The sequence below is a fragment of the Martinezella rhizogenes genome, assembly GCF_007002745.1.
GTDB lineage: Bacteria > Pseudomonadota > Alphaproteobacteria > Rhizobiales > Rhizobiaceae > Agrobacterium > Agrobacterium cucumeris.
On the sequence record NZ_SGNY01000006.1, the window covers coordinates 163,006 to 188,992 of the forward strand.

Genomic DNA, 25,987 nt, shown 5'->3' on the forward strand with positions numbered 1-25,987 from the left:
CATATAAGGTTATCAGACAACCTTACAAGCTAATTTATCGGTCCATCGGCCGATGATGTTTTTTCGGTCTCGGGAGAATGACCGGGACACAGAGGAGGAAGACATGCATATCGCAATCATCGGCGCCGCAGGCATGGTTGGCCGCAAGCTGACGCAGCGTCTCGTGAAAGATGGATCGCTGGGTGGCAAGCCGATCGAGAAATTCACGCTTATCGACGTTTTCCAGCCAGAAGCGCCCGCCGGTTTTTCCGGTGCTGTCGATGCGCGCGCAGCTGATCTCTCCGCTCCGGGTGAAGCTGAAAAGCTGGTAGATGCCCGTCCGGATGCCATCTTCCATCTCGCCGCCATCGTGTCCGGCGAAGCCGAACTCGATTTTGACAAGGGCTACCGTATCAATCTCGACGGCACCCGTTATCTCTTCGATGCCATCCGCATTGCCAACGGCAAGGATGGTTACAAGCCGCGCGTGGTCTTCACTTCGTCGATTGCCGTGTTTGGTGCGCCGCTTCCCTATCCGATCCCGGATGAATTCCACACCACGCCGCTGACAAGCTATGGCACACAGAAAGCGATCTGCGAGCTGCTGCTGTCCGATTACAGCCGTCGCGGTTTCTTCGACGGTATCGGCATCCGCCTGCCCACCATTTGTATCCGCCCCGGCAAGCCGAATGCGGCCGCCTCCGGCTTCTTCTCCAATATCCTGCGTGAGCCGCTGGTCGGCCAGGAAGCGGTTCTGCCGGTGCCGGAAAGCATTCGCCACTGGCACGCCTCGCCGCGTTCCGCCGTCGGTTTCCTTCTTCATGGTGCGACGATTGACGTCGAAAAGGTCGGTCCGCGCCGCAACCTGTCGATGCCCGGCCTCAGCGCCACTGTTGGCGAACAGATTGAGGCGCTGCGCAAGATGGCTGGCGAAAAGGCCGTCGCCCTGATCCGCCGCGAGCCGAACGAGATGATCATGCGCATGTGCGAGGGCTGGGCACCCGGCTTTGAGGCCAAGCGCGCCCGCGAGCTGGGCTTCACGGCTGAAAGCTCCTTCGAAGAGATCATTCAGGTGCATATCGAAGACGAACTGGGAGGTTCATTGAAATGAGTGTCGGTCGGGAGGAGAAAAAGCGGTCGGTTGCCTTTATCGGCACGGGCCTGATGGGTGGGCCGATGGCCCGGCGTCTGTTGGGTGCGGGCTTTTCGGTTTCGGTCTGGAACCGCAGTGTTGATAAGGCGCAGGCTCTCGTTGCCGATGGTGCGGTTGTTGCGGCATCGCCCGCTGAGGCCGCCAAAGGCGCCGACATCGTCATCACCATGTTGAGCGATGGCAAGGCCGTGGGTGAGGTGCTGTTCGAGAATGGGGTCGCCGAAGCGCTCGAAAAGGGTGCTATCGTGATCGATAGCAGCTCGATTGCGCCGCCGATCGCCCGCGAGCACTCCTCGCGGCTTGAGGCACTTGGCATTCATCACGTCGATGCGCCGGTTTCCGGTGGTGTTCCGGGTGCGACGGCCGGCACGCTTGCCATCATGGCTGGCGGTGACGAGGCTCTGGTCGCCGGTCTTGCGGATGTCTTTGCGCCGATGGGCCGGCTGACCTATGTCGGTCCCTCAGGTGCTGGCCAGCTCTGCAAACTCGCCAACCAGCAGATCGTCGCCATCACCATCGGCGCTGTTGCCGAGGCGATGATGCTGGTGGAAGCGGGTGGCGCATCTCGGGAAGGTTTCCGCAATGCCATCCGCGGTGGTTTTGCCGAAAGCCGGATTCTGGAGCTGCATGGCGAGCGCATGGTGAAGCGTAATTTCGTGCCGGGCGGCCCATCCAAGTTCCAGCTCAAAGATCTGAACGGCGTGCTGGCAATGGCGAAGGATATGTCGCTCACATTGCCGCTGACCCAGCAGGTGACGCGGGAATTCGACGACTTCGTCGGTGATGGCGGAGCCGATATCGACCATAGCGGCATCCTGATTTACCTCGAAAAACTCAACAACCGGGAACAGGGCTAAGGCGATCTGATGAGCGACGACAAGGCACCCATGCGCCGCCTGCGATCCCAGGACTGGTTCGACAATCCTGACCATCTCGATATGACTGCGCTCTATCTGGAACGCTTCATGAATTACGGTGTGACGCCGGAAGAGCTGCGTTCCGGCAAACCGGTCATCGGTATTGCCCAGAGCGGCAGTGATCTGACGCCCTGCAACCGCGTCCATGTGGAGCTGGTCAAACGGGTGCGCGATGGTATCCGTGATGCGGGCGGTATTCCCATCGAGTTTCCGACCCATCCGATGTTTGAAAACTGCAAGCGCCCGACGGCGGCGCTTGACCGCAATCTTGCCTATCTCAGTCTCGTCGAAGTGCTTTATGGTTATCCGCTCGATGGCGTCGTTCTGACGACGGGCTGCGATAAGACCACGCCTTCGGCGCTGATGGCGGCAAGCACGGTGGATATTCCGGCTATTGTTCTTTCCGGTGGGCCGATGCTCGACGGTTATCATGACGGTGATCTGGTTGGTTCTGGCACCGTCATCTGGCGTATGCGCCGCAAATATGGTGCGGGCGAAATCACCCGCGAGGAATTCCTGCAAGCAGCGCTGGAATCAGCCCCGTCGGTCGGCCATTGCAACACCATGGGCACGGCGTCCACCATGAATGCCATGGCGGAAGCGCTCGGCATGTCGCTCACCGGTTGCGGTGCGATTCCGGCCGCTTATCGCGAGCGCGGCCAGATGGCCTATCGCACCGGCCGCCGCGCGGTTGAACTGGTCGTCGAGAATATCAAGCCTTCCGACATCATGACGCGTGAAGCGTTCCTGAACGCGATCCGCGTCAACTCGGCAATTGGTGGCTCGACCAATGCTCAGCCGCATCTGGCGGCGATGGCGAAACATGCGGGCGTCGAGCTGCGCGAGGAGGACTGGCAAGTCCACGGCTACGACATTCCGCTCATCGCCAATGTCCAGCCGGCCGGCAAATGGCTGGGAGAGAAATATCACCGCGCCGGCGGCACGCCCGCCATCATGTGGGAGCTTCTGCAGGCTGGCAAGCTTGACGGAAACTGTCCGACGGTTACCGGCAAGACCATGGCGGAAAATCTGGAAGGTCGGGAATCGACCGACCGCGACGTGATCCTGCCCTATGACAAGCCGCTGAAAGAACGTGCCGGTTTCCTCGTTCTCAAAGGCAATCTCTTCGATTTCGCCATCATGAAGACAAGCGTGATCTCGGCGGAATTCCGGCAGCGCTATCTGAGCGAGCCGGGCCGCGAGGGGATTTTCGAGGGAAAATGTGTGGTTTTCGATGGTTCGGAAGACTATCACGCCCGTATCAACGATCCGTCCCTTGGTATCGACGAGCGCACCATCCTCGTCATTCGCGGAGCCGGTCCGCTCGGCTGGCCGGGGTCGGCTGAGGTCGTCAACATGCAGCCGCCGGACGCGCTGTTGAAAAAAGGCATCACCAGCCTGCCGACAATCGGCGACGGCCGGCAATCGGGGACGGCGGATAGCCCGTCGATCCTCAATGCCTCGCCCGAAAGTGCAGCCGGTGGCGGGCTCGCCTGGCTTCGCACCGGCGACGTGATCCGCATCGACTTTAATGAAGGTGCATGCAACGCGCTGGTGCCGGAGGCAGAGCTTGAAGCGCGCAAGGCTGACGGCATTCCGGCGGTGCCGGCGGATGCGACGCCCTGGCAGCGCATCTACCGTCAATCGGTTACGCAGCTTTCGGATGGCGCTGTTCTGGATGGGGCTGCGGATTTCCGAAGGATTGCCGAGAAGATGCCCCGGCACAATCACTGATTGGCACTGATAAGAGATGATGAAAATCCCCGGCCACGACCGGGGATTTTTCTTTTCCGGGCGGTTTCACAATTGATTGCGACCTCCTAATGTACCTGCAAATCCGCATCACAGGAGCAGGGCATGACAGATATTTCCATGATCGAGGCGGCGCGTCAGCGTATCGGCAGCCAGGCGGTGCGGACACCGCTGCTGTCATCGCCGTTTCTGGATGAGATTGCCGGGCGAAAGCTCTTCGTAAAGGCCGAGTGCCTGCAAAGGACGGGTTCCTTCAAGTTTCGCGGCGGCTGGTCAGCTGTCTCCGGCCTGCCTGCCGAGGTGCGTGCTAAGGGCGTGCTCGCTTTTTCTTCGGGTAACCACGCGCAGGGTGTGGCGCTTGCCGCCCGCCTGCATGGTGTTCCCGCCGTCATCATCATGCCCTCCGACGCGCCGAAGATCAAAATCGACAATACCCGCGCCTATGGTGCGGAGGTGGTGCTTTATGACCGGGCCAACGAGGATCGAGACGCCATCGGCGACCGGCTGTCGCGCGAGCGTGGGCTGACGCTGATCAGGCCTTACGACGAACCCCTGGTCATCGCCGGGCAGGGCACGGTGGGGCTGGAGATTGCTGAACAGGGCGCGGAGCTGGGGATCGGTGCGGCCGAGGTTCTGGTGCCCTGCGGCGGCGGCGGTCTCACCTCGGGTATCTCGCTCGCACTTGCCGCGAAAGCACCGAATTACAAGGTCAGGACTTCAGAACCGGAGCGGTTCGACGACGTGGCGCGCTCCCTTGCCGCGGGTAAGATAGAGCGCAACGCCAAGACCTCGGGTTCGATCTGCGACGCGATCGTCACGCCGCAACCCGGCAACATCACCTTCCCGATCATGGCCGGGCTCTGCGGAAAAGGCATTGCCGTGACGGATGAGGAAGCGCTGCGGGCCGCGGTCCTTGCCTTCAACCGGTTGAAGATCGTTGTTGAACCCGGCGGGGCGGTGGCTCTTGCCGCAGCGCTTTTCCATGGTGGTGAACTGGGGAGTGAAACGGTGATTGCGGTTGCGTCCGGCGGCAATGTCGATCCCGGGATCATGGCGGACGCGCTGTCGCGTTTTGGCTGAGACGGCTCGCTGAGATTAGTCCCTGAGCCGTTCCGCAATGTCTGCGGCAATCGCCAGTGAGGCGGTCAGGCCGGGGCTTTCTATGCCAAAAAGATTGACGAGGCCGGCAAGTCCGTGGGTCTCCGGCCCGTCGATGCGAAAATCCATGGCGGGTTCGTCGGGTCCGGAAATCTTTGGCCGGATGCCGGAATAGGCGGGTACCAAGGCATTCTCCGAAAGGCCCGGCCAGTAACGCCGTATGGCATCGCCGAAACCCTCCATGCGGCGGGGATTGACGGCGTAATCGATGGTTTCGACCCATTCCACGTCAGGGCCGAACCGAGCCTGACCGGCGAGATCGAGCGTGAGGTGCACGCCAAGGCCGTGGGTATGCGGTGCGGGGTAGATGAGCCGTGAAAACGGCGACTTGCCTGTCAGCGAAAAATAACTGCCCTTGGCAAAACGCGCCTGAGGGATCGCTTGCGCCGGCAGGCCCTCGATCTTTTTTGCCACCATCGGCGCGACGAGGCCGGCGGAATTGATGAGCAGGCGGCATGTCAGGCTCATCGGCTCTTTGCCGCCGACATGAACCCGGAACCCTCCGCTGATTGCCTGCGCCCTTTCGAATGGTGCGTTGAAGGCAAGGGCGGCGCCATGGTCTTCCGCTTCACCGAGCAACGCCAGCATATAGCCGTGGCTGTCGATGATGCCGGTTGAAGGTGAAAGCAGGGCTGCCCTGCAGGCGAGAGCGGGCTCAAGCGAAAGCGCCTGCCTTTCATCGATCAGCTCCAGGTCTTCGCAGCCGTTGGCCTCACCCTTGTCCTTGAGCCCCGCCAGCAGGGCGGTTTCAGCGTCATCTGCCGCCGCGATGAGTTTGCCGCAGCGGCGATGCGAAACACCGTGGCTCTGACAGAAGTCATAGAGCCGCGCCTTGCCCTCCACGCAGAGCCGGGCCTTGAGGCTTCCGGCCGGATAATACAGCCCGGCGTGAATGACCTCGCTGTTGCGGGAAGAGGTCGCGGAGCCGAATTCCCTTTCGCTCTCGAGGATGATGACAGAGAGGCCGCGCATCGACAGTTCACGGGCCGTCGCCAGCCCGATTACTCCTGCCCCGATGATGATGGCGTCGATATCCATCATGTCTCCCTGTCCGCAGATAGTCGATTTGAACGAACGCCGCCGCGCCGCGTTAATATTCCGCGATGGGTAGATTGATGCTTGTTGGGAGGCAAGTGGCGACCCCTATTTTTCCCAATTGGCGCTTCTTATGGAATTTTATCTCTACTGGAACGGTAGGGGATGAAGCTATTCTTTGGGTGAGATTAACCACTGCCCGTTCGACGGGCCAGACAGGGAAGGGAGTGCACAATGTCTTATTCCAAGGCAGGAAAAGTGAAAGACTTTGTCGCGCAGCCCCAGTCGCCGCGCAGCTGGAGAGATTCGGTTCATGCGGCTCTTGTCGGTGTCTGCGTGGCGTTTGTCGCCGCCGTCATATTCGGTCTCGTTCCCTGATCCTCCCGTCTTTTCCATCAGGGCACTTGATAACAAAAGGCCGGTCGCTCCTCCGACCGGCCTTTTTCATGCGCATTCACGCCTTTAGATAATCCTCGGCCAGATCGACCCAGAAGGCAGTTCCGATCGGCAGGATGTCGTCGTTGAAGTCGAATTTCGGGTGGTGCAGCGGCGGGTCGTTGTCGGTTCGCGCCGTGCCGAGGAAGAAATAGCAGCCGGGCCGTTTCTCCAGCATATAGGCAAAGTCTTCCGCGCCCATCGACGGGCGCGGCATCTCGACCACCTTTTCAGCGCCGGCAAAGCGGCGGGCGAGGTCGGCGACATAGTCCGTCTCCGCCTTGTGGTTGACCGTTGCGTTATAACCGCGTTCGTAATCGAGCGTCACGCTCATGCCGTAGCTTGCCGCCTGGCCTTCGGCTATCGCCCGGATGCGCTTTTCCAGCTCGTCGCGCACGCCCGCATCGAAGGAGCGGATGGTGAGCAGCATCTCTGCCGTTTCGGGAATGACGTTGCTGGCGACACCAGCATGGAATGCACCCACTGTAACGACGGCCGACAGTTGCGGATGGATATTGCGGGACACCACGGTCTGTAGCGCCATGATGATGCTTGCACCGGCAACGATGGGGTCTGCCGCATCCTGCGGTTCGGCGCCGTGGCCGCCATAACCGTTGACGGTGATCTTGCACTCATCGACGGCGGCAAGGACCGGTCCGTCGCGCAGCACGAATTGCCCGAAGGGTACGCCCGGATCGTTATGCAGGGCAAAAACCGCATCGCAGGGGAAGCGGTCAAACAGGCCGTCCTCGATCATGATGCGCGCGCCGCCGAAATTCTCTTCCGCCGGCTGGAAGATAAGATGCAGCGTTCCATCGAAATTCCGGCGTTCAGCAATGATCTTTGCTGCACCCAGGAGCATGGCGGTGTGGCCGTCATGGCCGCAGGCATGCATCACACCCTGATTGGCGCTGGCATATTCCGCCCCGGTCTCCTCGTGGATCGGCAGGGCATCAATATCGGCGCGAATGCCGAGCGTGCGTGCGCTGTCGCCATTGCGAAGCGTTGCGACGATGCCGGTGCCGGCAAGCCCCCGCGTTACCTCATAGCCCATTTCCACCAGCTTTTCGGCAATGAAATCCGACGTCTTGAATTCGGAAAGGCCGATTTCGGGATGGCGGTGCAGGTGGTGGCGGATCGCCACCACATCCGGCATGTGATTGGCAAGAGAGGTGACGGTGGCGGTCTGTCTGGTCATTTTCGAAGTCCCGGTTTACGCCGCTTTTTTCCGGCGCCTTTTAGCAAGGACATAGCAGCATATGCCTCTGCGCGTAAGAGGCGTTCCGGTGCCCGAAATGCCCTGAAATTCAGCGCTTGCATCGTGTCGCGACAGGTGGCATGGAACTATTGACGTCCTGGGGCATTAGCTCCTTTCGGATGTGGCGCGGGCCTTCTTGGCTTCGTGTTGCCTTTCAGGTTGTCAACGGGGGACTATCGGGCGTTGCGCGAACAATTTTCGCCGTTGGGGAGTGTGCGAAATCCGGTTGGAACGGCTTTGCCGGGCCGTGGGACAAGATTTTCCTGTCGCCGGAAATCCCCTGTTCGCACTGATCTTCCGCCTTGCAGATTTTTCGGAAAAATCATGCCACTCGATGTGGCGCCTACGGATATCCTCCATCGGATGATACGATCCGCCCGACGCCCGGCCCGGTTCACCGAAGGTTCAGGATAAGTCATAAATATAGCGTGGCCCGATTTTCGTGCGTGCTCCCGCCACGGACGAAATGCCGGTCAAGTCGAACAAGTATCCCTTAAGTTCAGAATACGAGCCCGATGTCATTTCATATCACCCCGACCGCCGCCGCCCGTGATTCCGAGACGAAGCAGATTGATCACAATGATTCGATCCGCGCGTCCTATATGACGATCGAGGAATTGCACGATGCGGGTGCCGCGCTTTCCCGCGATGGTGCCGATAGTCTTCCCGGCTTCATGGAATTCGATTTCTTCGAGCGTCACCGCGAGAACGAGAAGGAAATCCTCAGGGTCTACCGCACGACGGCTGTCGATGCGGAAAATGGCGCGACGATCACGCCAGCGGCGGAATGGCTGCTCGACAATCACTACGTCATCGAAGAAGCTATCCAGGAAGTGCGCCGCGATTTTCCGCGCAAATTCTATCGCCAGCTGCCGACGATGACGGTGGGTGGGGTTACGATCCCGCGGGTCATGGCGCTCGGCTGGCTTTATGTCGCCCATACTCACAGCACGGTTTCGCGCGAAAACATGACGGCGCTGGTGGATGGCTACCAGACCTCGAAGACGCTGCAGATCGGCGAATTGTGGGCGCTGCCTTCCATCATCCGTTTTGTCCTGATCGAAAATCTGCGCCGTATCTCCATTCGTGTCGAGCGCTCGCGCCGTATGCGCCAGAAGGCGAACGAGGTCGTTGACGAGATCATCCGCCTGAATGATGCCGAAGCTTCGGCCGCGCTTCTGAAACAGGTCGATTCGCTGGTTGACGATCCGACTTTCGCAACACAGTTCCTCTATCGTCTCCGCAATGGCTCGCAGACCTCCGGTTTGGCGGTTGCTTGGCTTGAAGAGCGGCTGCATGCCGCCGGCACTGACGCCGAAAACGTCATGATGTCGGAACATAATCGTCTGGCCTCTGGCAATGTGACGATGGGCAATATCGTCAAGAGCCTGCGCGAAATCGACGATACCGAATGGTCGGTGTGGTTCGAGGAAGTCAGCCATATCGACAAGGTTCTGCGTGAGGAGACCGATTACGAAGTTCTCGATTTCGGTTCCCGCAACACCTATCGCAACACGATCGAGCTTCTGGCTCGCCGTTCTCCCAAGACCGAAGTTGAGGTTGCGCGCGCCGCCGTCGAAATGGCACGCTCCGATATGCCTGCCGGTGCGGATGAAAATCATCGCGTCAATGTCGGCTCCGTGCTTGTCGGCCAGCGCCGGTTCGAGCTTGAAAAGGCTTTGGGGTACCGGCCGCTGGTGTCGCAGCATATCGTCCGCTCGATGCGCAAGTTCAACTGGCTGGCAATCGCCGCGCCGGTGCTTCTGATCACCGCGATTGCCATGCTGGCGGTCGGCTGGTTCCTCGCGGAAGCGGGCATGCCCTGGTACGTCGTCACCGCCTTCCTGCTGATGTTCGCATTGCCGGCCTCGGAAGGGGCGACGGGTCTCTTCAACACGCTCGTCACCTTCTTCGTGAAGCCGTTCCGGCTGGTCGGATACGAGTTCAAGAACGGCATTCCACAGGATGCCCGCACGCTGGTTGCCGTGCCCTGCATGCTGACCAGCCGCGACAGCGTTGACGAAATGATGCGCAATATCGAGGTGCATTATCTCGCCAATCCGCATGGCGAGATTTATTTCTCGCTCGTCAGCGACTGGCGCGATGCGCAATATGAGCAATCCGATGAGGATCTTGAGATCCTCGATTATGCCAAGCGCGAGCTTGCGGCGCTGAACAGCCGTTATGCCTTTGACGGCAAGACACGTTTTTACCTGCTGCATCGCCGCCGTATCTATAATCCGGCCGAAGGCTGCTGGATGGGCTGGGAGCGCAAGCGCGGCAAGCTGCATGAGCTGAACATGCTGCTGCGCGGCGACAAGGATACGACATTCCTCGGCGGTGCAAACATCGTGCCGGCCGATGTCAAATACGTCATGACGCTGGATGCCGATACGCGCCTGATGCGCGATGCGGTGACCAAGCTCGTTGGCAAGATGCATCACCCGATCAACCGTCCGGTGATCGATCCTGTTTCCGGCCGTGTTGTCGAAGGTTACGGGCTGCTGCAGCCGCGCGTTACGCCCTCGCTGACGACAGGCAAGGATGCTTCCGTCTTCCAGCGCGTCTTTTCGATCAATCGCGGTATCGATCCTTACGTCTTCACCGTTTCCGACGTCTATCAGGACCTGACCTCGGAAGGCACCTTCACCGGCAAGGGCCTCTACGATGTGGATGCCTTCGAGGCGGCGCTGAAGGGCCGTATCGAAGAGAATTCCATCCTCAGCCACGATCTGCTCGAGGGCTCCTTTGCGCGCTGTGCGCTGGTGACCGATGTGGAACTGGTCGAGGATTTCCCGACCCGATACGAGGTGGAAGTGTCGCGCCAGCATCGCTGGGCGCGTGGCGACTGGCAGCTGCTTCCCTTCATCCTTGACCGTGCCCGTGGCGTGACCGCCATCGGCCGCTGGAAGATGGTCGACAACCTGCGCCGCTCGCTCACACCGATCGCGTGGTTCTTCGCCTCGATTCTCGGCTGGTATTTCATGGATCCGCTCGGCGCGCTGATCTGGCAGATCCTGCTGATCTTCTCGCTCTTCGTTGCGCCGACGCTTTCGCTGCTCTCCGGCCTTGTGCCGCGTTCCACCGATATCGTGCCGCAGGCGCATTTCCACACCATCTGGTCGGAAATCCGCGCCACCAATGCGCAGGTTGCGCTGCGTATCGTCTTCATTGCCGATGCCGCCTGCATGATGACGGATGCGATTGTCCGTTCGCTTTACCGTCTGCTCGTCAGCCACAAGCTGATGCTGGAATGGCGCACGGCCGCCAGCATGCAGTCGAGCGCCCAGGGCAGCATCATCGATTATTACCGCCAGATGTGGCATGCGCCTGTCGTGGCGATGCTCGGCCTGCTGTTTGCGGCGCTGCCGGGCGACAATGCCTTCCTCATCGGTATTCCCTTCACGCTGCTCTGGGTTCTGTCTCCCGCCGTTGCCTGGTATGTCAGCCAGTCGGCTGAAACCGAAGACCGGCTGTTCGTTTCGGAACACGTGTCCTTCGAGCTTCGCAAGATTGCGCGCCGCACCTGGCGTTATTACGAGGCCTTTGTGACGCCGCAGGAAAACCACCTGCCGCCGGACAATTTCCAGGAAACGCCGGAGCCGATCGTCGCCTCGCGTACTTCGCCCACCAATATCGGCGTCTATCTGCTGTCCATCATTTCGGCACGCCAGTTCGGCTGGATCAGCTTTGCCGATACGCTGGAGCGGATCGAGAATACGATCCAGACCGTCGAGAAGATGGAGAAACATCGCGGCCATCTCTACAACTGGTATCACACTGACACCTTGCAGACGCTTGGACCTCGTTATGTTTCGGCCGTGGACAGCGGCAATCTCGCCGGTCACCTGATTGCGGTTTCGTCCGCCTGCCGCGATTGGGCGGAAGCCCCTTCCGCCCATCTTCAGGGCAATCTCGACGGTATCGGCGACGTTGCCGGTATCCTGCGCGAAACGCTGAAGGCGCTGCCCGACAACCGCAAGAACCTGCGCCCGCTGCATCGCCGTCTTGAAGAGCGTATCATCGGCTTCTCGAACGCGCTTGCCTCCGTCAAGCGCGAGCATGAATTTGCGTCGATCCGCGTCATCAATCTGGCAGTGCTCGCACGCGACATCCAGAAACTTGCTACCAATGTCGACCACGAGGTGAAGTCGGCGCAGAGCGCGGAAGTGACGCGCTGGGCGCAATTGCTGGTGGAATGCTGCGAGTCGCATATTTCCGACAGCGCCATCGATCTCACCAATATGGAGCCGCTGCGCCAGCGCCTTGCCTCGCTACGCGACCGCAGCCGCAACCTTGCCTTCTCGATGGACTTCACGTTCCTCTACCGCAAGGATCGCCGTCTTCTGTCGATTGGCTATCGCGTCGAAAGCAAGGAGCTGGATGAGGCCTGCTACGACCTTCTGGCTTCCGAATGCCGTCTGACCAGCCTGTTTGCCATTGCCAAGGGCGATCTGCCGACCGAGCACTGGTATCGTCTCGGCCGTCAGGTCGTGCCGATCGGTGCGCAGGGTGCCTTGGTCTCCTGGTCGGGTTCGATGTTCGAATATCTGATGCCGCCGCTTGTCATGCAGGAGCGTCAGGGTGGCATTCTCAACCAGACCAACAATCTGATCGTCAAGGAACAGATGAATCATGGCCGTCGTCTCGGCACGCCATGGGGCATTTCCGAAGCGGCTTTCAACGCCCGCGACCACAACATGAATTACCAGTACACCAACTTCGGTGTGCCGACCCTTGGCCTCAAGCGTGGCCTTGGCCAGAATGCGGTGATCGCGCCCTACGCGTCGATCCTCGCCAGCCAATACGATCCTGATGGCGCGCTTGAGAACCTCGACAAGCTGCGCAAGCTTGGGGCGCTTGGCCAGTACGGCTTCCACGATGCGGTGGATTTCACGCCGACACGTGTGCCTGACGGCAAGGTCTGCGCGGTGGTCTATAACTATTACGCCCACCACCATGGCATGTCGATTGCGGCTGTCGCCAACGTCGCCTTTGACGGCGTGCTGCGCGAACTGTTCCACTCCGATCCGGTGATCGAGGCGGCCGAACTGCTGCTGCAGGAAAAGGCACCGCGCGAAGTTCCGGTCATGAGCGCCAAATACGAGCCGGAAACACCCGGCAAGGAACAGGCAGACCTGTTGCGTGCAGAAGTGCGCTCCATCGCCGATCCGGCGGTGCGCGACCGCGAAGTGGTGTTCCTCTCGAACGGCCATTATTCGACGATGCTCACCTCCACGGGTGCAGGTTATTCGAAGTGGAACGGCCAGGCGATTTCCCGCTGGAAGGCGGATCCGACAGAAGATCGCTGGGGCACCTTCATCTTCCTGCGCGACACCACCAATGGACAATGGTGGAGTGCGACGGCCGAGCCGCGCGTCATCGAAGGCGAAAAGACCAAAACGATCTTCACCGACGACAAGGCTGAATTCCACAAGACAACAGGTGATCTGCAGAGCGTTGTCGAGTGCATCGTCGCGACTGAGCACGACGCCGAAGGCCGCCGTATCACGCTGCTGAATGTCGGTTCCGAGGATCGCTATATTGAAGTGACCTCCTATATGGAGCCGGTCATCGCGTCTGAAGATGATGACAATGCCCATCCGCTTTTCTCGCGCATGTTCGTGCAGACGGAAATCGGCCGGCGTGGCGATGTCATCCGTGCCTGGCGCAACCGTCGCAGCCCGAACGAGCCGGGTACCGTGATCGCGCATCTGGCCGCCGACAATGCCGGCCCGTCACGCCCGACGGAATTCGAGACGGATCGCGCCAAGTTCATTGGTCGCGGTCGGTCGCTGCGCGAAGCCGCTGCTTTTGATACCGGAGCGACGCTTTCCAGCACGGATGGTTTCACACTCGATCCTATCCTGTCGCTGCGCCGCACGGTGCGCGTGCCGGCGGGCAAGAAGGTGAGCGTGATCTTCTGGACGATTGCCGCGCCGAGCCGCGAGGAAGTCGATAAGGCAATCGACCGTTATCGTCATCCGGACGCCTTCGCGCATGAACTGGTGCATGCCTGGACGCGTACGCAGGTGCAGATGCGCCATGTGGGCGTTACCTCGCAGCAGGCGGCCGCCTTCCAGCATCTCGGCCGTTATCTGACCTATCCGGACATGCATCTGCGTGCGGATTCGGAAACGCTGAAAACGGGTCTCGCCTCGCAGCGCGCCTTGTGGCCGCTTGCCATTTCGGGTGATTTCCCGATCTTCAGCCTGCGTATCAACGACGACATGGACATGGATATCGCCCGTGAGGCGCTGAGCGCCCATGAATATCTGCGTTCGCGTGGCGTGATCTTTGATCTGGTCATCGTTAATGAGCGGGCCGCGTCCTATGCGCAGGACATGCAGCATGCGCTGGACCACATTTCCGAGGCGCAGCGCCGCATCAATCCTGCGGATGGCGGTCGCCCGCACGTCTTCTCCGTGCGTCGCGACCTGATGGATGAAGAGACCTGGAGCGCGCTTCTCGCCGCCTCCCGCGTTGTTCTTCATGTGCGCAACGGCAAGATTGTCGACCAGATCAACCGTGCTGTATCGCTGTTTGCCGCCCATCGCGGTCCAGATGGTACGAGTGACGCGGCGCAGGCCCGTTTGCCTGTGCCGACCTTCCCAATCGCGGAGCCGGTCGAGGATGCGGGCGATCTCGATTTCTGGAACGGTTTTGGCGGCTTCGCCAAGGGCGGCCAGGAATATGTCGTGCGCCTTAATGGCGGGCAGTCGACGCCGCATCCGTGGATTAACGTTGTCTCGAACGAGAGTTTCGGTTTCCACATTTCGGCCGAAGGTGCCGGTTTCAGCTGGAGCCGCAATTCGCGCGACTATCAGCTGACGCCATGGAGCAACGATCCGGTCATCAACCGGCCGGGTGAGGCTTTCTATGTCGCCGATGTGGAGACAGGAAAGCTCTATACGCCGTGTGCCGCGCTGTCGCGTGATCCCGAAGCCATGTTTGAAACCCGTCATGGCCTCGGATATTCCGTGCTGACCGGTGTAGCGGATACGCTCGAAGTCGAGCTGACACAGACCGTTGATCGCGAAAAACCGGTCAAGTTCTCGCAGGTCATCGTTCGTAACAAGGGTACCAAAAGCCGCCGCCTGAAGGTCTATGCCTATGTGGAATGGGTGCTCGGCAATAACGGCCAGAAGTCCGCGCCGTTCATTCTGAGCAGGCACGATGCTGCCAGCAACGCGATCTTCGCGTCGAACCCCTACAGCATCGACTATAGCGCCCGTACGTCCTTCCTGACGCTCGACACCGAGGCGAGCGGGTTTACCACCAGCCGCCGGGAATTCATCGGCCGCTTCGGCTCGGCACAGGCGCCGCAGGGCATCGTATCCGGTGCCGCACTCAGCGGCAGTACCGAGGTTGATGGTGACCCCTGCGCCGCGCTGATGCAGGAAATCCACCTGAAGCCCGGCGAAGAACGGCACATGACCTTCATTCTCGGCGATGCCGACAATGCGGAGGAGGCCGAAGCGCTGGTGAAAGATGCACGCCAGGCCGACTTCCAGTCGGTGCTGGAAGAGAGCAAGGCTTTCTGGACCGGCTTTACCGGTCAGCTGCAGGTTTCCACGCCCGATGCCGGCTTCAACCATATGGTCAATAACTGGCTGCCCTATCAGGCGCTGGCCTGCCGAATTCTGGCACGCACGGCCTTTTACCAGTCGAGCGGCGCCTTCGGCTTCCGCGACCAGTTGCAGGATACGCTGGCCTTCCTGCTCTATCAGCCTGATCTCGCCCGCAAGCAGATCGTGCGCGCGGCTGGCCGCCAGTTCCCGGAAGGCGACGTACAGCACTGGTGGCTGCCGCTGACGGGCGCCGGTGTCCGCACGACCATCTCGGACGACGTCGTCTGGCTTGCTTATGCGATCAACCAGTATGTCTCGGCCACGGGCGATGCCGCCATCCTTGATGAGAGCATTCCCTTCCTGAAAGGCCCGGCATTGATGCCCGGCCAGCACGATGCTTTCTTCCAGCCGGAGACGAGCGAGCGGTCCGTCACGCTTTACGAACATGCGGCGCTTGCACTTGATCTCGCTATTCACCGCACCGGTGAAAACGGTCTGCCGCTGATCCTCGGCGGTGACTGGAACGACGGCATGAACCGCGTCGGCGTCGGCGGCAAGGGCACCAGCGTCTGGCTCGGCTGGTTCCTCTCCGGGGCTTTGCGTGATTTCATCGAGATCGCCGAAAAGCGTGGTGATACCGACCGTGTTGGCAAGTGGGCGGCGCATCGTGAAAAGCTGCGTAATGTTCTCGAAACCGCCGGATGGGACGGCAGCTATTATCGTCGTGGTTACTTCGATGATGGCACGCCGCTCGGTTCCGCCGAAAGCGAGGAATGCCGGATCGATTCCCTCGGCCAGAGCTGGAGCGTTCTCTCCGGTGAGGGCGAGGAAGGTCGGTCGCGGCAGGCAATGGATGCGGTCATGGAGCATCTGGTCGACGAACAGACCGGCATCATCCGGCTGTTCACACCGCCCTTCTCGCGTGCGCCGCATGATCCGGGCTACATCAAGGGATATCCGCCGGGTGTGCGCGAAAACGGCGGACAATATACCCATGCGGCGACCTGGGTTGTTCTGGCGCTTGCCAAACAGGGCCGAGCCCAGGAGGCGTGGAACTGCTTCAAGCTGCTCAATCCGGTCAATCATGCACTCGATGCGGCCTCATCGGAAACCTATCGGGTCGAGCCCTATGTGGTGACTGCGGATGTTTATGGTGAAGGCGCCTATGCAGGCCGGGGCGGCTGGAGCTGGTACACGGGTTCGGCCGGCTGGCTCTACCGTGCAGCGATCGAAGGTATTCTCGGCATCACCCGCACCAACGGCAAACTTCATATATCGCCGTCGCTGCCGGATGACTGGAGCGGTTTCTCGATCAAGATCACGTTGGATGGCAAGGCGAGAAACATCGCCGTCAGCCGCAAGGCTGATACGGCGGAGGTTTCAGTGTCTGTTGACGGCAAGGATCTGGCGGCGGGCGACCGGGTGATACCGTTCGACTGAGGCAATCAGCTCTGTTTTGCTTAAGATCAGGCTCCTGCGGTGACGCAGGGGCCTGAATTTTTATGGCCACTTTTGCATCCGGTTTAGCGCGTTGGCGGTGTCATGGTCGTGAAGCTCTACTGCTTTCACAGTTGCCGGCTGAAAGTCAGCGGCGCCGAGAGGTGTTCATCTACGAAATCCTCGTTGGACCTGACGGAATTGTCAGGCTCGGGTGACGTTCACGGCTTTCGGGCAGAGGCAGTCCTTGCAGGCATTCTATTTGCGAATGGCAGCAAGCTGTCATGGATGGCCGGTTTCAGCACCCGTAGTGATTTGAAGTGCTCTTCGCGTGTGTCGCGATAATTTCGTTAGGTCGAAAGGAAAGCTATTTTGCAGTTCAACATCTCGTTCACACAAACCGCGCTGCTGGCATTCTTGGTGGTCCTGTCCTTGGCATTGTCGTGTTGGCTGGCGCGCTACCCTTCGAAAACAAGCGTCGGAGTGACGCTCGGTATGTTTCTCGGCGTTTTCTTAATCAATGCCACGGCGGGCCTCGTTGCCTTTCTGGGAAATGCCCTTCCATTCGGACAGATAGATTTTTGGCTGGCAAGTTCTTTGGCTGACATTCTCCGATAGGTCACCTGTAAGCGAAGCAGGCAAAGAAAAAGGGCGGACAAAATGTTGTCCGCCCTTTCCGTATTCCGTTCGCCAGCGCCTCAGGACGCTATGGCTTTTGGCCGGGGCTGGCCTTCATCTTCCGTCAGCAGCCCGCTGGTGCGCAGCAGCGAGGTGAAGCGTCCGCCGCGTTGGCTCAGCTCATCGAAAGTACCCTTTTCGATGACCCGGCCCTGATCAAGGAAAAGCACGAGATCGGCGTCGCGAACCGTGGAAAGGCGGTGGGCGATGATGAAGGTGGTGCGGTTCTTTCTTAGCGCATCCACGGCGGCCTTCACGCGGGCTTCCGTTTCGACGTCCAGCGCGCTGGTCGCCTCGTCGAGAACCAGAATGGGCGCATTCTTCAGGATGGCGCGGGCAATGGCGATGCGCTGGCGTTCACCGCCGGACAGGCGGTTGCCGCGCTCGCCGACCTGCGTCAGATAGCCGGTAATACGGCTGTCGATGAAATCCGTCGCCGCTGCCGCTGCCGCTGCTTCCACCACTTCGGCATCGGTTGCCGATTCGCGGCCGAGGCGAATGTTTTCGCGGATGGAACGGTTGAGCAGGCCGGCATCCTGGAACACGGTGGCGATGGAGTTGCGGAGCGAGTTCTTCGTCACCGTCGAAATATCGGTTCCGTCGATCAGGATCTGGCCGGAATCCGGGTCATAGACGCGCTGCAACAGGTTGATGAGCGTGGTCTTTCCGGCGCCGGTTGGTCCGACAATGGCGATGGTTTCACCGGCCTTGGCCGTAAACGAGACGTCATGAACGCCCTGCTTGGTGTTGGCAAAACCGAAATTGATGTTGCGGAATTCCACGGTGCCGGAGACGTTCGACAATTCGCGGGCGTCGCCCGGTTCTTCACGTTCCTTGACGGAATCCTCCAGCACGAAGAAATCTTCAAGCTTGGCGCGGGCTTCGAAAATCTGCGTCACGAACTGGCGCATCTGGTCCAGGCGGCCGATCAGGAGATTGGCAAAACCGATGAAGGCGATAACGTCACCGACGCGCAGTTCGCCGTTCTTCACCAGCACGGTACCGATGACGAGAATGATCATCATCGAAACGGTGGAGGCGGTGCGGTTAAGCGCGCTGGCGAAAGCCCACCAGTCGAGAACGGGATATTGGGCGCTCAGCAGTTTTTCGGTGAAGGATTTCAGCGCCTTCGTTTCAGCTTCGATGCGGTTGTAGCTGTGCAGCACCGACACGTTGCTGATGGAATCGCTGACATGGGCAAAAACGCTGTGATAATGCTCTTCGACCGAAGCCTGCCCGTCCTTGGTGCGGCCCATCACCCACTTGCCGATGAACCAGTAAACGATGCCGAGGCCGATCAGCACGAAGCTGAGGCGCAAGTCCATGGCCATGGCTGTCGGGATGAGCAGCACCAGCGCCACGAAGGTGGCCAGATGCGTGCGCATGAATTCCAGCCATAGGCCGAACAGCGTCTCGCTGGCGCGCAGCAGGGTGTGCAGGGCGTTGGACGTGCCGCGCAGATGGTGCCAGGAGAGCGGCATCGAAATGATGCGACCGAATGCTTCCGTCAGCAATGTTGCACGCCGGCCATGCGCCAGCCGGTCAGCCTCGCGGGCGACCGCGACGTAAGCGACGGTGTTGAAGACGCCGAAGCCCGCCCACAGAATGAGGATGGGCGTAACATTGGTGCCGGAAGAAATGGCGTCGATGATACGGCCGAACAGCACCGGTTCGGCAATGGTGATCGCTGCAAGAATGACGTTGGCGATGACGACCACCGTCACCCGCCATTTATGAACGGTCAGATAGCGCAGAGCGCGTGTGTAAACCTGAAACAAGGTCAAATTTTCAATCCAGTCCGAGCGTCTTTTTCGTGCGGTTAATTGTTCGGCCTCAACGCCATGCTACTTTAGCAATGTTGCATGAGACGGCGAAATTTGTGTAATTATCGCTCTTTCTGTCTGAATGGCGGCTTAACAAATTGACCGCGCGTGCGAACCGAAAAAAACCGAACCCGATGTTTCCAGGGACGCCGTCACAAGATTTCGCATCTTCGTTTCAAGGATTGCTAACGACGATATGTTCAATCTGAAATGACCGGCGCCCGAGTAACATGACGTCATCGCGGGACCATGTCCTTCGTGTCATCCCTTTCAAATCAAGCTCCGGACCCTGTGTCTTTATGCACGATATTCTTCATTTCATCTCTGCGTGTTACCAGGCGGGAAACGCTGATCGCGTTCGTGCCGATTTTGCCACGCTCATACGCGAATATGGTTTCGAATATTTCCTTGTCAGCAGGCGTCTGACCGGTGAGATCGCCTCTACCGGCCAGATTCTCGCACAACATCTGCCCGACGGCTGGCTCGAGGTCTACCGGGCCAAAAAATATAATCTTGTCGATCCTGTTCGCAAGGTGATCGGCATGGTGCACAAGCCGTTTCAATGGAAAGAAGCGCTGGAAGGATTGCCGCGTGCGATGCACCGAAAAAGGGCGAGCGTCTTTTTTCACGATGCCGGCCGTTATGGTCTGCAGGGTGGTTACGCCTTTCCCGTGCATGGCCGCGCGGGGTTTATCGGCGCGGTCTTCATTGGCGGCCAGGACCGGCAATTGCCGTCGCTGCAGGTAGAACTGCTTGATGCGGCGACACGCGCGGTGTTCTGGCGCCTGCTTGATCTTTCCGGTCAGGCCCATGGTCTCAACAATGCCCCGGATGTTTCCGCTCTGGAGTTGACGAGGCGTGAAATGGAAGTGCTGACGCTGATGGCAGATGGCATGACCTCGACGGAGATTGGACGCCAGCTATCCATCTCCAACCATACTGTCGATTGGTACATCAACGGAATCCAGCGCCGTTTCAGCGCCAAGAACCGGCAGCATACCGTAGCACTTGCTTTTCGCCATGGTTTGCTGAGCTAGCGCAAACAGGACAGTTCTCGCCGGAATTGCCCTTTCCAAGACCGGGTTTTGCTGCTTAATTCCGCAGTGCAGCAGAAATTTTGTTTTGGCGTGTGGGGAGACCGTCTTGAAGATATCGAAAATACTTGTTGCCAACCGATCCGAAATAGCGATCCGCGTTTTCCGGGCAGCCAACGAGCTTGGGATAAAAACCGTTGCGATTTGGGCGGAAGAAGACAAGCTGTCTTTGCACCGCTTCAAGGCGGACGAGTCCTATCAGGTCGGCAGGGGTCCGCATCTCGCCAAGGATATGGGGCCGATCGAGAGTTATCTGTCGATCGAGGAGGTCATCCGCGTGGCCAAGCTCTCCGGAGCGGATGCTATCCATCCCGGTTATGGCCTTCTGTCCGAAAGTCCTGAATTCGTGGAGGCCTGCAACGAGGCCGGCATTACCTTCATCGGACCGACGGCGGATACGATGCGCCAGCTCGGCAACAAGGTCGCCGCCCGCAATCTGGCGATTTCCGTTGATGTCCCCGTGGTTCCCGCCACCGACCCGCTGCCGGACGATATTGCGGAAGTGGAGCGCATGGCTGAGGCAATCGGCTATCCGGTCATGCTCAAGGCCTCCTGGGGCGGCGGCGGCCGCGGCATGCGCGCCATTCGCAAAAAGGAAGATCTGGCCCGTGAGGTAACGGAAGCCAAGCGTGAGGCGAAAGCCGCTTTCGGCAAGGACGAGGTCTATCTCGAAAAGCTCGTGGAGCGTGCGCGCCACGTGGAGAGCCAGGTGCTTGGCGATACCCACGGTAATGTCGTGCATCTGTTCGAGCGTGATTGTTCGATCCAGCGGCGCAATCAAAAGGTCGTGGAGCGTGCACCTGCACCATATTTGTCTGAAGCCCAGCGTCAGGAACTGGCGGCCTATTCGCTGAAGATCGCCGCTGCGACCAATTATATTGGTGCCGGCACGGTCGAATATCTGATGGATGCCGATACCGGCAAATTCTACTTCATCGAGGTCAATCCGCGCATTCAGGTGGAGCATACCGTCACCGAAGTCGTGACCGGTATCGATATCGTCAAGGCGCAGATCCATATTCTCGAAGGGGCTGCGATCGGTACGGCGGAATCCGGCGTTCCGCGCCAGGAGGATATCCGCCTCAACGGCCATGCGCTGCAGTGCCGCATCACGACGGAAGACCCGGAACACAACTTCATTCCGGATTACGGCCGTATCACCGCCTACCGCTCGGCTTCGGGCTTCGGTATTCGTCTGGATGGCGGCACGTCCTATACGGGCGCTGTCATCACCCGTTATTACGATCCGCTGCTGGTGAAGGTCACCGCGTGGGCGCCGCAGCCGGATGAAGCAATCAGCCGCATGGACCGTGCGCTGCGCGAATTCCGTATCCGTGGCGTTGCAACCAACCTCACCTTCCTTGAAGCCATCATTGGTCACGACAGTTTCCGCAACAATACCTACACGACGCGTTTCATCGATTCGACGCCGGAGCTGTTTGCGCAGGTCAAGCGTCAGGACCGCGCCACCAAGCTTTTGACCTATCTTGCCGACGTGACCGTCAATGGTCACCCGGAAACCAAGGGACGCGCCAGACCGTCCGACAAGGCGGCAAAGCCCATCGTGCCTTACATCGATGCGCCGACGCCTGATGGTACCAAGCAACTGCTGGACAAGCTCGGTCCAAAGGGCTTTGCGGACTGGATGCGCAACGAAAAGCGCGTGCTGGTCACCGATACGACCATGCGTGACGGACACCAGTCGCTTCTGGCCACCCGCGTTCGCACACATGATATCGCCCGCGTTGCCAGCGTTTACGGCAAGGCGCTGCCGCAGCTTCTGTCGCTGGAATGCTGGGGTGGTGCGACATTTGACGTCTCCATGCGCTTCCTGACCGAAGACCCTTGGGAGCGTCTGGCGCTCATCCGCGAAGGCGCGCCGAACCTGCTGCTGCAGATGCTTCTGCGTGGCGCAAACGGCGTCGGGTACAAGAATTACCCCGATAATGTCGTTAAATATTTCGTCCGTCAGGCCGCAAAGGGTGGCGTCGATCTTTTCCGCGTCTTCGACTGCCTGAACTGGGTGGAGAATATGCGGGTCTCGATGGATGCGATTGCCGAGGAGAACAAGCTCTGCGAGGCGACCATCTGCTATACCGGCGATCTGTTGAACTCGGCGCGTCCGAAATACGATCTCAAATATTATACCGGCCTTGCCGCGGAGCTTGAAAAGGCAGGCGCGCATATCATCGCCGTCAAGGACATGGCGGGCCTGTTAAAGCCGGCTGCCGCCAAGGTTCTGTTCAAGGCGCTGCGCGAGGCGACCGGTCTGCCGATCCACTTCCACACCCATGATACGTCGGGCATTTCCGCCGCGACCGTTCTTGCGGCAGTGGATGCCGGCGTCGACGCCGTCGATGCTGCAATGGATGCTTTCTCCGGCAATACGTCGCAGCCATGCCTTGGCTCGATCGTGGAGGCGCTGGCGGGGTCGGAGCGTGATACGGGTCTCGATACCGAATGGATCCGCCGCATTTCCTTCTATTGGGAGGCCGTGCGCAACCAGTATGCGGCTTTCGAAAGCGATCTGAAGGGGCCGGCCTCGGAAGTCTATCTGCATGAGATGCCGGGTGGCCAGTTCACCAACCTCAAAGAACAGGCCCGTTCGCTGGGTCTCGATAGCCGCTGGCACGAGGTGGCGCAGGCTTACGCCGACGCCAACAGGATGTTCGGCGATATCGTCAAGGTAACACCGTCTTCCAAGGTTGTTGGTGACATGGCACTGATGATGGTCAGCCAGGATCTGACGGTTGCCGATGTCGAAAACCCTGATCGCGAAGTGTCCTTCCCGGATTCAGTGGTTTCGATGTTGAAGGGCGATCTCGGACAGTCGCCGGGCGGCTGGCCGGAAGCCCTGCAGAAAAAAGCGCTGAAGGGCGAAGCACCCTATACGGTTCGTCCGGGTTCGCTGCTGGCGGATGCCGATCTCGATGAAGAGCGCAAGGTCATAGAAACCAAGCTGGAGCGCAAGGTCGACGACTTCGAGTTTGCGTCCTATCTGATGTATCCGAAGGTGTTCACCGACTTCGCGCTCACCGCCGAGACCTATGGCCCGGTTTCCGTGCTGCCCACCCATGCATATTTCTACGGCATGGAGGATGGCGAGGAGCTGTTTGCCGATATCGAACGCGGCAAGACGCTGGTCATCGTCAACCAGGCTTCGTCCGGTACGGATGAAAAGGGTATGGTGACGGTGTTCTTCGAGATCAACGGTCAGCCACGCCGCATCAAGGTTCCGGATCGCGCCCACGGCGCCTCCGGTGCCGCCGTGCGCCGCAAGGCCGAACTTGGCAATGCGGCGCATATCGGCGCGCCGATGCCGGGTGTGATCAGTCGCGTCTTCGTCAATCAGGGTCAGGAGATCAAGGCCGGCGACGTGCTTCTGTCCATCGAGGCCATGAAGATGGAAACCGCGCTTCACGCCGAGCGTGACGGCAAGGTCGCTGAGGTTCTCGTCAAGCCTGGCGACCAGATCGACGCGAAGGATCTGTTGATCTCCTACGCCGAATAAAGGCGTGTTACATCGGCAATAAGAGTGCAGACGCCCGCCTTTCGGCGGGCGTTTTTTATTGCGCTGCTACAAAAACTCGAATATGCCTGTTCATGCACGTTTATTCCTGTTTATGCATGAGTCTCGATGAGCGATCATTTTGTCAGTGAGCGGCAGGCGCTCATCCTAGCGCAGTTGCGGCAGAGCGGCCGCGTGCTTGCGCAGGATCTTGCCCAGAATTTCGGTGTTTCCGAAGACACCGTGCGCCGCGACCTGCGCGAGATGGCGGCGCGCGGGGAATGCCTGAGGGTTTATGGCGGAGCGCTGCTTTCTGATAGCATGACGGTGCCGTTGAAGACGCGCATTACTGAGGATGCCGATCGCAAGGCCCTGCTGGCGCGTGCCGTCATTCCGCTTCTCGAGCCGGGCATGGTCGTCTTCATCGATGCCGGCTCCACGAACCTCGCTGTCGCAAGGGCCATTCCCGCCGGTCTCAAGTTGACGGTAGTGACCAATACACCCACCATAGCCGCCGAACTGACGGGGCGGGCCGATATCGATCTTGTGCTGATCGGCGGCAAGGTCGATCCGGCCGTCGGCGCCGCAATCGATGCCATGGCGCTCAGGCAGCTCGAACTGATGCGGCCTGATCTCTGTATTCTCGGTGTTTGCGGTGTCGCGGCGGAGACGGGTCTGTCTGCGGATGTTTTCGAGGATGCGGTGTTCAAGCGGCTTGCCTGCAGCGCCAGCCAGCGGATCGTCGCCGCAATAACGACGGAAAAGCTCGGCCATAAGGCAGCTTTTCACGTGCATGATTTTTCCCCACCGCTTTGCCTCGTGCTGGAACAGGATGCCGACCGCGCATTGGTCGAGGCACTGTTGGCAAAAGGTGTAGATGTTCATTGCGGCGACGAAGACGCCGTTCAATTTTCCCACGGTCAAGTCTGAAGGATATTACCGATGAATGGCCCCACGACATTTTCGCCGACGGCTGCGCGCTCGTCCTATCTGACACGGCACAGGCTGGGTGTTTCCCTGCTGTTCTTGATGAACGGCTTCATGATGGGCTCATGGGCGCCCAAGATCCCGGAATTTGCGGCGCGGCTGTCGCTCAGCGAAAGCGCGCTTGGCCTGATCATTCTGGTTTTCGGCGTCGGCTCGCTGGTTTTCATGCCGATTGCCGGTTCCCAGATCGCCCGTTTCGGTTCGCGCACGGTCAGTCTGGTCACTGCGGCGATCTTCCTGCCGACACTGCTTTTCATCTCCTGGGCTGGCACGATCTGGGCAGGGGTAATCGCGGTTTTCCTGTTCGGCGGGCTGACGGGGGCGATGGATGTTGCCATGAACGCCAATGCGGTGGCGGTAGAGCGGGATATGCGCCGGGCGATCATGTCGTCGTGCCATGCCTTCTGGAGCCTGGGCGGCCTGATCGGTGCCGGTCTTGGCGGTTATCTCATCACGGCAATCGGTGTGCAGGGCCATGCCATTGCGTTGACGGTCATCGCGCTTGTGTTGCTGGTCATTGCCTGGCCGCGGGTGCTCGCGGATCGTCCGCATGCCGAGGAGGAACGCCCGAAAGGCGGTCTGCCGCTGACGCCGCTGCCGTGGATCATCGGCCTGATGGCGCTGTTTTCCATGGTGCCGGAGGGTGCGATCCTCGATTGGGGTGCGCTTTATCTGCGCAATGAACTGGGGGCTTCCGTCTCGCAGTCCGGTTTCGCTTTCGCGGCCTTCTCCATGACCATGGCGGCCATGCGTTTTGCCGGCGATCTGGTGCGTGACCGGTTCGGTGCGGTCAACACCCTGCGGTTCTGCTCGGTCATGTCGATCACCGGTCTCTTGATTGCCGGCCTTGCGGGAAGCTCCACTTTCGTAATTATCGGCTTTGCCATTGCCGGTATCGGCATTTCCAACATGGTGCCCATCGCCTTTTCCGCGGCGGGCAACATGCCGGGGTTGGCACCGGGAATCGGGCTCTCCGTCGTCACCACCATGGGTTATTCCGGCATTCTGGTGGCGCCGTCCGCCATCGGTTTCATTGCCGAACATACGGGTCTCGCCAGTGTCTTCCTTGCATTGCCGTTGCTGCATGTGGTGGTTTTGCTGCTTTCGCGGCTTGCCCGGCATGCGGATGGAGCAGGCAAAGAATAGGCGTCTCGAATTTTGCCATGATTGCGGTAAAGTAGAAGCTCTTATGCGTTGGGTGT

14 protein-coding genes are annotated in these 25,987 nt (G+C 59.8%); 11 read left to right on the forward strand and 3 right to left on the reverse strand.

Annotation, left to right across the window (positions count from 1 at the left end):
• Positions 1-103: 103 nt before the first annotated feature.
• The 4 genes from denD (at position 104) to EXN68_RS18270 (ending at position 4,881) form a co-directional block, all read left to right on the forward strand.
• A complete protein-coding gene (denD, locus tag EXN68_RS18255; protein WP_142842200.1) occupies positions 104-1,090 on the forward strand; it encodes a D-erythronate dehydrogenase in 987 nt (328 codons plus the stop codon).
• On the forward strand, positions 1,087-1,989 hold the full coding sequence (locus EXN68_RS18260) for an NAD(P)-dependent oxidoreductase (protein ID WP_142842201.1): 903 nt from the start codon (positions 1,087-1,089) through the stop codon (positions 1,987-1,989). Before denD ends, EXN68_RS18260 begins: the two co-directional genes overlap by 4 nt.
• 9 nt (positions 1,990-1,998) lie before the next feature.
• The gene (locus EXN68_RS18265) at positions 1,999-3,783 is read left to right on the forward strand and encodes an IlvD/Edd family dehydratase (RefSeq protein ID WP_142842202.1); all 1,785 of its coding nucleotides are present in this window, start codon (positions 1,999-2,001) and stop codon (positions 3,781-3,783) included.
• Positions 3,784-3,906: 123 nt separating this feature from the next.
• Positions 3,907-4,881: a threonine ammonia-lyase gene (locus EXN68_RS18270; RefSeq protein WP_142842203.1), complete on the forward strand. Its 975-nt coding sequence runs from the start codon at positions 3,907-3,909 to the stop codon at positions 4,879-4,881.
• 15 nt (positions 4,882-4,896) lie between these two features.
• Here EXN68_RS18270 and EXN68_RS18275 read toward each other — a convergent pair whose 3' ends face one another.
• A complete protein-coding gene (locus EXN68_RS18275; RefSeq protein WP_142842204.1) occupies positions 4,897-6,000 on the reverse strand; it encodes an NAD(P)/FAD-dependent oxidoreductase in 1,104 nt (367 codons plus the stop codon).
• Between the two features lie 228 nt (positions 6,001-6,228).
• Here EXN68_RS18275 and EXN68_RS27685 point away from each other — a divergent pair, with 228 nt between their 5' ends.
• Positions 6,229-6,372, forward strand: a complete 144-nt coding sequence (locus EXN68_RS27685) for a hypothetical protein (protein ID WP_142842205.1) — start codon at positions 6,229-6,231, stop codon at positions 6,370-6,372.
• Between the two features lie 76 nt (positions 6,373-6,448).
• Here EXN68_RS27685 and EXN68_RS18285 read toward each other — a convergent pair whose 3' ends face one another.
• Complete coding sequence (locus EXN68_RS18285; RefSeq protein ID WP_161991386.1) at positions 6,449-7,627, reverse strand: M20 aminoacylase family protein; 1,179 nt, start codon at positions 7,625-7,627, stop codon at positions 6,449-6,451.
• A 575-nt stretch (positions 7,628-8,202) separates the two neighbouring features.
• Here EXN68_RS18285 and EXN68_RS18290 point away from each other — a divergent pair.
• Positions 8,203-16,698, forward strand: a complete 8,496-nt coding sequence (locus tag EXN68_RS18290) for a glycoside hydrolase family 94 protein (protein ID WP_142842206.1) — start codon at positions 8,203-8,205, stop codon at positions 16,696-16,698.
• Positions 16,699-17,067: 369 nt separating this feature from the next.
• Complete coding sequence (locus EXN68_RS18295) at positions 17,068-17,313, forward strand: hypothetical protein (protein WP_142842207.1); 246 nt, start codon at positions 17,068-17,070, stop codon at positions 17,311-17,313.
• Between the two features lie 80 nt (positions 17,314-17,393).
• Here the strand turns inward: EXN68_RS18295 and EXN68_RS18300 are convergent, their stop codons facing one another.
• Positions 17,394-19,157 carry a glucan ABC transporter ATP-binding protein/ permease gene (locus tag EXN68_RS18300; RefSeq protein ID WP_142842208.1) on the reverse strand — a complete coding sequence of 588 codons (1,764 nt, stop codon included), beginning with the start codon at positions 19,155-19,157 and terminating at the stop codon, positions 17,394-17,396.
• A 338-nt stretch (positions 19,158-19,495) separates the two neighbouring features.
• On the opposite strand from EXN68_RS18300, the gene EXN68_RS18305 reads away from it, so the two are divergent.
• From EXN68_RS18305 to EXN68_RS18320, 4 genes are all read left to right on the forward strand, one after another.
• Entirely contained in the window at positions 19,496-20,233 is a 738-nt protein-coding gene (locus tag EXN68_RS18305; RefSeq protein ID WP_142842209.1) for a helix-turn-helix transcriptional regulator, read from the forward strand.
• Between the two features lie 106 nt (positions 20,234-20,339).
• Complete coding sequence (gene pyc, locus EXN68_RS18310; protein ID WP_142842210.1) at positions 20,340-23,801, forward strand: pyruvate carboxylase; 3,462 nt, start codon at positions 20,340-20,342, stop codon at positions 23,799-23,801.
• A 126-nt stretch (positions 23,802-23,927) separates the two neighbouring features.
• Positions 23,928-24,728: a DeoR/GlpR family DNA-binding transcription regulator gene (locus EXN68_RS18315; protein ID WP_142842212.1), complete on the forward strand. Its 801-nt coding sequence runs from the start codon at positions 23,928-23,930 to the stop codon at positions 24,726-24,728.
• Between the two features lie 12 nt (positions 24,729-24,740).
• Positions 24,741-25,931 carry an MFS transporter gene (locus EXN68_RS18320; RefSeq protein WP_142842214.1) on the forward strand — a complete coding sequence of 397 codons (1,191 nt, stop codon included), beginning with the start codon at positions 24,741-24,743 and terminating at the stop codon, positions 25,929-25,931.
• Positions 25,932-25,987: the final 56 nt, after the last annotated feature.